The following is an 11,869-nucleotide window of genomic DNA, read 5'->3' on the forward strand; positions in this document are numbered from 1 at the left end:
CACGGCGTCGCGGCGGTCATATCTCTCCATCGGATTCCGTTTCGGTCGGCGGTGACCACTGCGCCGGGAGGTCGGCGTCGGGGTGGAAGAGACGCGCGAGCGTGTCCACGCCGGACATGAGTGCGGGACTCGGCTGATTGAGAAGCGAGTCATCGACCGCGTGAACCGCGGCATCGACATCCCATTCGCGGGCGGCAAACGCCGCCGGGTCGCCACGCTCGCCTTTTCCGCACGGGTGGAGCACCACGTGGTCGGGGTCGGCGGCCGCAACGTCGTCGGCGGTGACCTCGCGGGAACGCACGCCAGCGTCGAGGAACGGGTAGGAGCCACCAGCGGCGCGAACAACGTCCGGAACCCAGTTACCCGCGGCCATCGGCGGGTCGGCCCACTCTTCGCAGTAGACCGACGGTCGAGAGGCGCTCTCGACGGCCGCGGCGACGCGGTCGAGATGTGCGCGACAATCGACTGCGAGCGCCGCACCAGCGGTTGCGTCGCCAGCGGCGTCGCAGACGACGGCGAACGTGTCGAGAACGTCGTCGAGTGTCTCGGGAGTGACGTGGACGACGTCGAAGCCGCGGTCGCGGGCGTCCGCCGCGACGTCCGACTGGAGGTCGTCGCAGGTACAGAGCGCGTCCGGTTCGAGCGCCGCAATTCGTTCGAAATCGGGGTTCAACCAGCCGCCGACGGCGGGGCGGTCCAACGGTGAGTGAACGGTCGCCCCGACGACGCGCGATGCGAGCCCGGCGGCGTCGAGGATGGCCGTCGCGCTCGGAGCAAGAGAGACGATACGCGGAGTCCCGGTCATACGTACACCGCAGAACGAACGGCCGTGAAAAATAGGTGTCGCGTCCGCGCGTTGGGCTTTGTAACTACGTTTCGTACGAACCTCAATTATCCCGTGCGACCGGCTCACACGTGCAAATATCGCCGACCGACGAGACCGATACCAAACCATTTATGCGTTCGTCTGCGGTCGTTCGTGTTACGGACCGCATCCGGGATTCTAGTCACCTCTAATCCATCTCCCGGAGCACCCGCCGTCGTATCCATGAGTGAACGAATCTGGACCCGAAACCCCGGCGCACAGGAACGCAACCAAGAACAGCAGAACGGCCGACAGCAGAGCGAAAGCGAACAGGAGTCCACGAAGGGCGACAGCCTCGAATGCCCCGAATGTGGCGGTCACGTCGTCACCGACGACGAACACGGCGAAACCGTCTGTAACGACTGCGGTCTCGTCGTCACCGCAGACTCCGTTGACCGCGGCCCGGAATGGCGCGCGTTCGACGCCCGCGAGAAGGACGAAAAATCCCGCGTCGGTGCACCGACGACGAACACGATGCACGACAAGGGGCTTTCGACCAACATCGACTGGCGCGACCGCGACGCGTACGGGAACTCGCTCGGCGCACGCCAGCGACAGAAGATGCAACGACTCCGCAAGTGGAACGAGCGGTTCCGCACCCGCGACTCCAAGGAACGGAACCTGAAGCAGGCGCTCGGCGAAATCGACCGCATGGCGTCCGCGCTCGGTCTCCCCGAGAACGTCCGCGAAACGGCTTCGGTCATCTACCGCCGCGCGCTCGACGACGACCTGCTCCCCGGCCGTTCCATCGAGGGCGTCGCCACGTCGTGTACCTACGCCGCCGCCCGCATGGCCGGCGTTCCACGCTCGCTTGACGAGATTGCGGAAGTCTCGCGCGTCGAAAAGAGCGAAGTCGCCCGCACGTACCGCTACATCGCGCGCGAACTCTCGCTGGAAGTCAAGCCCGCCGACCCCGAACAGTACGTGCCGCGGTTCGCCAGCGAACTCGGTCTCTCCGACGAGTCGAAGATGCGCGCCCGCAAACTCCTGAAGAACGCCAAAGAAAAGGGCGTCCACTCGGGTAAGTCGCCGGTCGGTCTCGCGGCCGCCGCGGTCTACGCGGCCGCCCTTCTCACCAACGAGAAGACGACGCAGGCCGCCGTCAGCGACGTCGCAGACATCTCCGAAGTGACCATCCGCAACCGCTACCACGAACTCCTCGAAGCCGAAGAGAACCTCGGACTCGTCTGAGCAACGACCACTCGACGGCGGCGCGAATCAGTTACGGCCGTTCAAACGTGATTTGATTTTGCGAAACAAAGACCGCATCACCACCGAGAGCGACGCTCTCGGTCGATAGCGGCGTCTTTCGACGACCGGAGCGACGCGAACGCGGTTGGTCGGAGACATCGCCACCGAGGCGAACCATTTTGTCGCGGGGCGAACACCTCCGTACGATGCGCACGAAGCACACCCTCAGGGTGGGCGATGCCGCCGACACCGGACTCCCCGACGAGAGCGTGAACCTCGTCGTCACCTCACCGCCGTATCCCATGATAGAGATGTGGGATAGTCTCTTTGCGACCCGCGACGAGGGAGTCGCAGACGCACTCGATTCGGGTGACGGCGACGCCGCGTTCGAGGCGATGCACGAGCAACTCGACGCGGTGTGGGCAGAAGTCGAGCGCGTTCTCGCGCCCGGCGGGATTGCGTGTGTGAACGTCGGCGACGCGACGCGGAGCCTCGACGGGTCGTTCCAGCAGTACTCCAATCACGCGCGCGTCCTGACGGCACTCTCCGAGTGCGGGTTGACGCCGCTTCCGGACGCCATCTGGCGAAAGCCGACGAACCGACTCACGAAGTTCATGGGGTCAGGGACGTTGCCGCCGAACGCCTACGTCACGCTCGAACACGAGTACGTCCTCGTCGTGCGCAAAGGCGACTCGCGGTCGTTCCCGCCGGGTGACGAGAGACGCTACGAGAGCGCCTTCTTTTGGGAGGAACGAAATCGCTGGTTTTCGGACCTCTGGGAGTTCGCCGGCACCGACCAACAACTCGACGCGGGAGCGGGAGCCAGAGAGCGCTCGGCGGCGTTCCCGGTCGAACTCCCGCTTCGCCTGATTCGAATGTACTCCGTCTACGGGGACACCGTCTTCGACCCGTTTACCGGGACAGGGACGACGACGCTGGCGGCGATGCTTGCAGGGCGAGGCTCGGTCGGATACGACCTCGACGCCGACCTCGTCGCGGCGTTCGAAGACAGGCTCGACGGCATCGAATCGCGGTCGATCGCGGAAGTCAGTCGCCGCCTCGATGCGCATCGGTCGTTCGTCGCCGACCGCGACGAAACACCGGGACACGACGCCGAATACTACGACTTCCCCGTCGTCACGAAACAAGAGCGAAATATCCGTCTCTACGCCGTCTCGTCTGTCACGCGGTCTCCGGACGACGCCGACAGCGAACTCGGAGCCAACAGGGCTGGTGACGACGGTGAAGACCGAGCGTTCACCGTCGAACACGAGCCGGTGGACACCTCCGCTGAAGGAGTAGACGTTCCTCCGGCCGCAGGGACCGGCGATGCTTCCGACAGTACCGCGGCGTCAGACCCTCAAACGACCGACTGACGGCGACGACGCCTCAATTGCAGGCACGGACACCGATTTACTGCCGGAGACACAGAGACGGGTATGAACCTCTCGTTCGACTCGTTCGTCCTCGCGGCGAGCACCGCGGACCTCGACGACGAACCCGCCGCCCGAGGCGTCGCGGACGCGGTCGAGTTCCGAATGGACCTCGCGGCCGACCCGCTCGGCGCACTCGACGCGTACGACGGTGCGCTTCCGGTTCTCGCAACGAACCGTGCCGAATGGGAAGGCGGCGACGCCGACGGCGACGAGGACGACCGCCTCGACGCGCTCGTTTCGGCCGCCGAAAACGACGCCGTCGCCGCGGTCGATATCGAACTCGAAAGCCTCCGTACCGAACGCGGCGGTGACGCCGCCGAGCGCGCTCGTGCCGCGGGCGCAACCGTCGTCGCGTCCGCGCACGACTTCGAGCAAACGCCCGCGCGGTCGGAACTGGTTCGTCTCCTACACGACGCGGCGACACTCGGCGATGTCGGGAAACTCGCCGTCACCGCCGAAACGCACGCCGACGCGCTCCGGGTGCTCGACGTGACGCGCGCCGCGACGGCGTGGGACGACGCGGTAGCGACGATGGCGATGGGCGAGGCCGGACGACACACGCGGGCCGTCGCGCCGGTGTACGGTTCGAAAGTCGGCTACGCACCCGTCGAACCCGCTGACGCAACGGCTCCGGGGCAGTACGACGCGAAGACGCTCCGGTCGCTCGTCTCAAACCTGTCGCACAATCCAGACGTTTAAGAGTGCGGGCGACGACGCCAACGCACGATGCCGGATGCTCGTCGTCGCGCGGTTGTCGCGGCCCTCGTCGGAGTCGTTGGTGCGTCTCTCGGAATCGCCGGTGCAGGGCACGTCTATCTCCGGGAGTGGCGACGCGCAATCGCGTGGTTCACGTTCGTACTCGGCGCCGTTCTCGTCCTCATTTCCCGGTCTGCCGCGCAGATATCGGTAGAAGCACTCACCACGGTCGAGTCGCTCAGTTCGCTCCCGAACGAAGTGACCATCCCTATCGTCGGTCTCCTGTTTCTCAGCGCGCTCGACGCGTACCGCGTCGGCATGCGGAGCCGCCGCTACAACGCCAACGGCAACCCTACCTGCCCGGTCTGCGGGGGCGAACTCGACCAGCAACTCGAATTCTGTCCTTGGTGTGCGACCGAACTCGAATGGTTCACCGTCGAGGAGTAAACTACATTCCAGCCGTTTCACGCGGCAGAACGAGTCGAAAGCCAGCGCTCGAACGCGTTACCCCCGAAGTATTCGACAACTCCGAAGTGTTCGACAATCCAACCGGGAGCGCGGGCGACGCTACTTTTCGATGATGCTCTCTTCGACCGCTTCGCCGAAGTGCCGCGCGGTATCTTCGTAGTAGATGAGCATCTCGTCGCCGGGTTCGAGGTCGGTGACGGCGGTTCGGCCATCACGGGTGTGGACCTTGATGGTCTCGGCGTTCTGTAGGAGCGTCGTTACCTTGTCGCCGTCGTAGTCGGCGGAGACGCGGAACATCGGTCGCTTTTCGATTTTGACGCGGCCGACGATGGCGTCGCGGGTTCGGCCGTTCGTATCGACGAGTTGCACTTGGTCGCCGCTTTCGAGTTCCGAGAGGTAGGTCGTCCCACCGTCGGGAGTCCGCGCGTAGGCGTGGACCGCGCCCGCGTTGACCCTGAAAGGACGCGACGCGACGTAGGGAGACTCGGCGGTTTCGGCGTGGACGAAAAAGAGACCGCGAGACATCGACCCGACGAGCATCCCCTCGTCGTGGTCCATAATCGACCCGGTATCGACGCAGACGCGGTCGGCCATCCCCGTCCGTTCGACTTCTTGGACTTCTGCCCACACGAGGTCGAGCGATTCGCGCTCGGCTTCGTCTCGGATTTCGACGGTCCTGCGAATCTCGTCTGGGTCGTCGCTGTCGAGGAGAACGCCGTCAGAGCCGATTTCGAGCGTTTCGAACGCGGCTTTGGCTTCTTCGGCGCTCGTCACGCCGGCGATGAGGTCGGTCTCCTCGCCGATGCGGGCGATGAGGTTCTCCAGCGGGATGATAGTCCAATCCTCGCCGACGACGATGGTGTGGTCGCCGTCGCGGGCGGCCTCTTCGGCGAACGCCTCGTAGTCCTTGCTCAAGATGCGGACGTACGACCCGTTCGTGTGGTCGTCGCCGCGACGGAGCGTAGTCAAGTCGGCGGACCCAGAGAGATCCGATGGAAGGTCAACGGTGGCGTCGCCTTCGCCGTCTTTCCCGACGATGTAGGCGTCTGCGAGCGCCGCCGCGCCGTCGTCATCCTCTGCTTCCATCACGTGGACATCGGCACCGCTTCGAAACGCGGCAATCTTGACGTCACCGAGTTCGCGCACCCGTTCGACGTCGTCCTCGTCAACGAGAACCCAGTCGATACCGGCTTCGAGACCCGACGTGATACGTCGCTTCCGCGTCTCCCAGTCGCCGACCGTGTCGTCGGCTTTGAGCCAGACGCTTCGTGTCATTATCGACTGCACTCGGTGGTCAGGCTTGAACGTGGCGAATGAATCAACGGACTGCGGGCGAAAGAGCCGAACCTGCGTTCGAATCGAGAATGTCGATTTTGTATCGTAGTATGCGATTTATCGAATCAGTATGGCACAAATAGAGGTTCGGGCGGGCGGCTGAGCGCGGTACATCTGGAAAGCGACGCTGGCACGCGGGACAGCCATCAAGACCACGGTAGAGCGTATCGAGGTGCGATGCAGAACCGGTCCGGTCCAGTCCGTTCGGTACCTTCTCTATCGCAAGAGTGACCCACGGTTGTCGAGTTCCGCCCACCCCGTTCGTCAGGTGGGGGGTTCCGCGGCCTCGGTAGCGCCCACGCAGAACGATAAACGACGCCCGGCCGATGGTTCGTGAGCACCGCGATTCAGTACGCAACTCGGGGGTTCACACCCGGACGAGGCCGTTCCGCGTTGGCAGTGATTCGTACGAAGTGACTCCGTAATTCGGTAACAACCCTCTCCATCGTACGGGTTCCTCGGTTTCAGAGCGTGTTACTTCTCTGCGTGACGGTCGGCGATCCACCGAACAGTGCCGATGGAGCACAACACGATGGCGTACACACTCGTCGAGACCCCATCGACGAACCCAAGATAGTCCGCACCCGCGACCAAGATGACCATCACGCCGACGAGTTACATCCCTCTCCCGAGGGGAGCCTCAGAGACTAGACGCTCGACACTGAGTGACATCAGGCTCTCGTATTCGACACATGTTCTTTAATCCTCATTTCGAGTGGGCGTCGTGGATATCTCGCTACGGTATCCGACAACGACTTGTCTCGAACCAGAAGGTGCTCTTTGTCCCACGACCCAGATTCGACCCCATTTTGGGACGAGCGCCAACGGACGCTCTGATCGAGTTCAACGGCATACAACCGGCGTCAGGACCTCAAAAGGGGTTTCTTGAGAAGTACAGGTTCCCAACCAGTCCGTGAAGTAAATCACATACCGCGATATAGAATACCAAGATCAGGCTACTCACAGTTTCGGAGGATAGACTATTTTCGCATGTTTTCGGGACTTATCGTGGATTGAATGACCCACATTAGTGGGGTGTCAACTATCTCTCTTGGAGATATGCCATCAAATGCGCGAAAACAGCCTAAAATTCGACCTCTCGTAGAGTGTGGCCACTCACGATAAGCGACCTGAGTCGGCGTTAAGCGTTAATCTGGCGGAATCAGTGCTGAACAGACCAACTCGACACACTCGCCAGCCGTCAGAATCGGGGCGTAGTCCATCTTCCCACCGACACCCGCCTTCAACAGGAAATCAGTGAGCCGCCAGATGTTGTGCAGCAACACTGCGAACACGAAATAGAACAGCCGTACGCGGTAATCCTTGGACGAGGTCTTCGCCAAAAAGTCGTTCTTGATGCTCTTGTATTCGTTCTCGATCTGCCAGCGGCGGCTGTAGTGGCGGCAGAACGTTTCAGCTTCCTTGGGGTCGACTGAGAGGTTCGTCGCAAAGACCGCTGTTCCCTCTCCTTTTGTTGAGGGAACGACAGAAACTGCATCGCGTGCGAGCCCTGCTCGACGTGGACAGATGCCGATTCAACAGCTACCTCCTGCCCATTTTCATCCATCGTCTCGATAGCCTCTCGCTCATCACCGTGGATGCGTTTGGGGATTAGATAGTTCACACCGAGGTTCGAGAGCGTTTGATACACCGCTTTCGAGTCAAACTCTCGGTCACACAGCACCATCTCAATCGGGACGTGCTCCTGTGCGCGTCGAACGAGTCGTCGGACTACGCGATGAATCCGATTCGGCGGATTCTGGTCCCACGAGGAACTCTCACGAACGGGTTCGATGGCGAGAATCAACGGAATATTCCAGCCGACAATTGAGAGTGTGGCGAATTTAAACGCTCTTCCATCGCCGTCCTTCGTCCCGCTGACCATCGGCATTCCTTCCACGTCACCAAAGTAGCGAACAGTCGTGATGTCAATCGCTACGGTAACTGGACGGCGAAACGAGGACTCCGATTGAATCACCGAGAGGAGTCGTTCTGTCGCCTGCTGAAATCCTTCAAGTAATCTCTCCGGGTCAAATTGTTTGACTGCGCGGAGGTGCGTGTCTCCGTGGGGACCGTATTCTTTTCCTCGACGGAATTTGAACCGAGCCGCGCCTTGCGGAGTGCCGCAACCGACCATTCCAATGAACGTCTGAAGCTCGAAGAATCGCGTATCTTCGTACGTCGCGTTGTGAGCTCTCTCAGAGTCGAACGGACCGAAGCCGTGCTCACGAGCGAGACGGGTTGTACGGCAGATTTCTTCGTTAGAAAATTCGGTAGTGTTCTCAGCCGGGTCAGTAGCCTCTTCTGATGATTGCTTGACTTCCTCTAGTGGCCGGACTTCGGGAACTGAGAGGTTCTCGTTGTGGATCTCCTTGACTAAGCAGTGTGCACTGGCAGTGACATACCCACGAACATCGTCGTCGAAGCGATTGCGCCACGTTCGAGAGATGACTGACTCATTGGGGACTCGGTCGAGACCGAATACGTCGGCAAGTTCTGGATGGTGCGTGAGAGATCGGTAGCTGTCTCCAGTGACTTCCAAATAGATGAAGAGCTTGAGCATTCCGTGGAATGAGTACGGGGCGGGATGCCACTCTGGGTAGTCGTCTTCGAGCGTTTCGATCTGGAGCTTAAGATTGGTAAGCGCATCGCAGAACGCTGTCCCCTCACGGAGGTGTTTGCGGAGTTCGAGAGCAGCGACAAATGCGTCGGTTAGTCGGCGGCCACGCTGTTCCATCAGATAGTCTTGTCAGCGGATACTCAACAACGTTGATGACTTTTTCTCCTTGGTAGTGACTCGCCACATTCAAAATTGGAGTCAAACAACTCAGCTATCGAGACACTGGAGCGTCAGGGACCGTCTGTAGATATTGGTCAGGATTTTCGTGGAAGCAATCTCCAACGACTACGGCATCGGCACCAGCGTCAAGAATTTCCTCGGTCTGTTGCTGGCTCTTGATACCTCCACCGTAGAGAAGAATTGTGTCATCAAGATATTTTGCCGCTGCTTTCACGTCTTCGGGGCCACCATACGTTCCGGAGTACTCGATGTAGAATATCGGAAATCCATAGAAGGATTCAGTTGCTAGTGCGGCACCTGCGACCTGATCAGGTGTGTATAGTGTCTCAACACCAGACTCATCGGCTGCTTTTGAGTCGAGATTTTGAACGACGTACCCCTCACCCAATATCTTATCTGAGATTTTGGCAATAGCATCGCGACCTCTAGACGCAATCAAGTCGCCTACAAGTGGAAGCCCAGCACCGAATACTTCTTGAGGCTTACTCCCGACCTCTGTGAAGAAATCCACGTGTTTTGCAACGAAGTTGTCGCGGTCTCCGTTGTAGACTGCTGGTACGGAAAGAACGTCTACAGCATCTATCGTCTCAGTAGAAACATGACTTGAGTGGCACTGTCTAGTTAAGCCAGTTTGAGGAACGAGCAGGTCGTTGAGTTAGTTTGGGATGAAGCTTTCGGCATAGGCATCAACGGCTTCCCGCTCCATCTCCCAAGTTCTAGCGGTCGAAACCGAAACTGTCTAGTGATTCACCAGAGCCGAACATACTTAGATATCGACTTCACAGTTCTTGACGATGTAAGAACAATTTCCAGAGACAGCTACTAACGCGGCTTCCGGAGCACAAATCGCTAGCAATGCAACTGCACACCCAGGTGCAACTGGTCCCGTGATAGAACATGTAAGGAGCCCTGGTGTACATCCCAAGAAACCCCCCATTATATCGGCAACACAAAACCCAGCCCTTTTCTCACATTTGGTGGCTAAAATCGAGAAGCCACCATTATTGCCAATTGTACCTTCTTCCGTGATCGCTGTTCGAGAACCGTTAATGCGGGAATAGCGGCGATCATGAACGACTATATATCTTCGTTCTGGACTTCCCGTTGACTCGTCTGGAAGTGAGTGGTCGACGTCAATACTCAGTTTACTACTCTTGGCTTTCATCAATTCTCGGATGTCTTGCTTTTCGGAGTCTGTAGGCTTCCGAGAGAATTTAACGCCAGATGTTTTCTGGGAAGTCGTGAGGTGCCCATTTGTGCCAGTCGGCCATTGACCAGCAGTTTCGATTTTAGCAATGGTAGATCGATGGAGAGCGTCTCGATTAAGTCTAATAACGGCCCTGATTATCTCATTTTTATAACGAATGATCTTGAGTTCGCCTACGCCACTTGGGACGGTAATATATTCTCCAAATTTAGTCCCATCAATAAGCTGAATGAATTTCTTCGCGTTATCTTTTTTGACGGTTGTGTTTTTCAGATATCCAAGAATGTTGGATGGGAGTTCACTAGTCAAAACAACCTCCAGTTCCTGAGTCGTGAGCTCTACCCTTTTAGTTTGTAGTTGTGACTGCGTCTCAGGTTGGCCCTTTGCAGCCGCAGTACCACTAAGACCAATCGCACTCGAAAGTGCGGCTGTGGTAGTATGTTTTAATATGTCTCTCCGATTGAACTTCGATGAGTTGGTACTCTGCGATTCTAGATCTAACCAGACGTGTCATCGGTGCGAACTTTATCCACACATCACATAACTAATGTCTATTTGATAACTGTTTTGGATCCATTTAATCTCTGTACCAAATCGGAACTTATTAATGATTTCGCATTTAATTACTGTCATCAAATGACACTCAATGAATACCTGAAAGAACGGCCGTTATTAGGTGGTATCCCTGTTGTGTTCATGATTGGGGTAGGTATGTTGGTTTGGATGAAAATCCTCCAACCTGGGAAACCGTTACTAAATATATTATTCGGGTTGGATTTTTTACTAATATTCTCAATATTTGGCACTCTCAGTTACTGTGGATACGTGGCGGCATCTGGGGCACTGTCTAGTTAGTGACCTCCTCAACCGGCGTTTGTTCAAGCGCTTGATGCGGTCGGTGAAAGTTACTAACTAGACAGTGTCACTTGAGCTATATGGCTCTTGAAACAGACACAAGTCCGGAAATTGAGCTCGGATTTGTGTGATCACATCAAGAGAATTCTCTTGTGTTACACCATCGGATCCACCGATGATGACTAAATCCGTGTGTGCAAGGATGTCCAATTTTTCGGGTAAATCCTCCGCTGGATCAACCTTCGTGATATGAGTGATTTCGTTCCAATCGATAGACATTATATTCGAGCATCAGTCTAATCCACTATGATTCCTACGATAGGCCAAGATCACCTTTTGGTTAGCTAATTCTCTCCCAACTTCCTTGGAAATAAGCCACGCAACACGTCCATCCTCCGAAGTTGTGGGCTACTGAACAGCGTTTGTGAGCGAACCCGGTAAGAAAACAGTGCGAGCGGGAACGTCCTGCGAGTGGCTGAAAGCTTGCTCACAGGGACGAATGGGCCGACGACCGAACGAGAGGCGAGATGTGGAGTGTCAGCCGGTGCGGCGGGCGGGCGCGTACCATCTCTCGTTTCGTTAGGACCGATACGCGGAAAGGTTCGACTGTGTCGTCTCGCGGTCACATTCGTGTTCGAGGAGCGCGCGCTTCAGGTCAATCCCGCCAGCGGCCGAAAAGCCACCGAGAGACTCGGAACCGACGACCCGATGGCACGGAACGACGATCGGAAGTGGATTTCGGCCGCACGCTTGCCCGACAGCAACCGCGTGGCTGTCGAGTTCAGTTGCAACGTCGCCGTAGGTTCGCGTCGCACCGTATGGAATGTCGAGTAGCACGCGCATCACGTCTCCAGTGAACGAGTCCGGGAACCGAAGGGCAACGTCGAACGCCCGTCTGTCGCCGCGTTCGTACTCGGCGAGTTGCGCACGGAGGTCGGCCCCCGGGTTCTCGACCAGTCGCGCGTCCAGTTCGACGTCGAACCCTCGCATCGTCACGTGCATTAGCCACCGTTCGC

At 58.3% G+C, this 11,869-nt stretch carries 10 protein-coding genes and 2 pseudogenes; 4 read left to right on the plus strand and 8 right to left on the minus strand.

From position 1 onward, the window contains the following. Window positions 1-16 precede the first annotated feature (16 nt). Window positions 17-805 (minus strand): helical backbone metal receptor, encoded by a 789-nt coding sequence (locus C440_RS15490; protein ID WP_008321593.1) that lies wholly within the window; start codon window positions 803-805, stop codon window positions 17-19. 243 nt (window positions 806-1,048) lie between these two features. Here C440_RS15490 and C440_RS15495 point away from each other — a divergent pair, with 243 nt between their 5' ends. From C440_RS15495 to C440_RS15510, 4 genes are all read left to right on the plus strand, one after another. Then, window positions 1,049-2,056: a transcription initiation factor IIB gene (locus tag C440_RS15495; protein WP_008321594.1), complete on the plus strand. Its 1,008-nt coding sequence runs from the start codon at window positions 1,049-1,051 to the stop codon at window positions 2,054-2,056. 206 nt (window positions 2,057-2,262) lie between these two features. Next, the gene (locus C440_RS15500; protein ID WP_049915911.1) at window positions 2,263-3,432 is read left to right on the plus strand and encodes a DNA-methyltransferase; all 1,170 of its coding nucleotides are present in this window, start codon (window positions 2,263-2,265) and stop codon (window positions 3,430-3,432) included. A 63-nt stretch (window positions 3,433-3,495) separates the two neighbouring features. Continuing rightward, complete coding sequence (locus C440_RS15505; protein WP_008321596.1) at window positions 3,496-4,191, plus strand: type I 3-dehydroquinate dehydratase; 696 nt, start codon at window positions 3,496-3,498, stop codon at window positions 4,189-4,191. A gap of 27 nt (window positions 4,192-4,218) precedes the next feature. Next, on the plus strand, window positions 4,219-4,635 hold the full coding sequence (locus tag C440_RS15510; RefSeq protein ID WP_008321598.1) for a DUF7575 domain-containing protein: 417 nt from the start codon (window positions 4,219-4,221) through the stop codon (window positions 4,633-4,635). A gap of 120 nt (window positions 4,636-4,755) precedes the next feature. Here the strand turns inward: C440_RS15510 and C440_RS15515 are convergent, their stop codons facing one another. From C440_RS15515 to C440_RS15540, 7 genes and pseudogenes are all read right to left on the minus strand, one after another. Beyond that, complete coding sequence (locus C440_RS15515) at window positions 4,756-5,931, minus strand: 3-dehydroquinate synthase II (protein WP_008321600.1); 1,176 nt, start codon at window positions 5,929-5,931, stop codon at window positions 4,756-4,758. Window positions 5,932-6,465: 534 nt separating this feature from the next. Then, window positions 6,466-6,594 carry a hypothetical protein gene (locus C440_RS18170; RefSeq protein ID WP_275040250.1) on the minus strand — a complete coding sequence of 43 codons (129 nt, stop codon included), beginning with the start codon at window positions 6,592-6,594 and terminating at the stop codon, window positions 6,466-6,468. A 545-nt stretch (window positions 6,595-7,139) separates the two neighbouring features. Next, window positions 7,140-8,728 (minus strand): annotated as a pseudogene (locus tag C440_RS15525) (transposase). Between the two features lie 94 nt (window positions 8,729-8,822). Beyond that, window positions 8,823-9,398 (minus strand): annotated as a pseudogene (locus C440_RS15530) (heptaprenylglyceryl phosphate synthase); the annotation flags it as partial. A gap of 159 nt (window positions 9,399-9,557) precedes the next feature. Next, window positions 9,558-10,307 (minus strand): hypothetical protein, encoded by a 750-nt coding sequence (locus C440_RS17445; RefSeq protein WP_152417884.1) that lies wholly within the window; start codon window positions 10,305-10,307, stop codon window positions 9,558-9,560. A gap of 603 nt (window positions 10,308-10,910) precedes the next feature. Next, window positions 10,911-11,132 carry a geranylgeranylglyceryl/heptaprenylglyceryl phosphate synthase gene (locus C440_RS17185; protein ID WP_008321603.1) on the minus strand — a complete coding sequence of 74 codons (222 nt, stop codon included), beginning with the start codon at window positions 11,130-11,132 and terminating at the stop codon, window positions 10,911-10,913. 300 nt (window positions 11,133-11,432) lie between these two features. After that, a complete protein-coding gene (locus C440_RS15540) occupies window positions 11,433-11,855 on the minus strand; it encodes a methylated-DNA--[protein]-cysteine S-methyltransferase (RefSeq protein ID WP_008321604.1) in 423 nt (140 codons plus the stop codon). Window positions 11,856-11,869: the final 14 nt, after the last annotated feature.

Source organism: Haloferax mucosum ATCC BAA-1512, assembly GCF_000337815.1.
Lineage (GTDB): Archaea > Halobacteriota > Halobacteria > Halobacteriales > Haloferacaceae > Haloferax > Haloferax mucosum.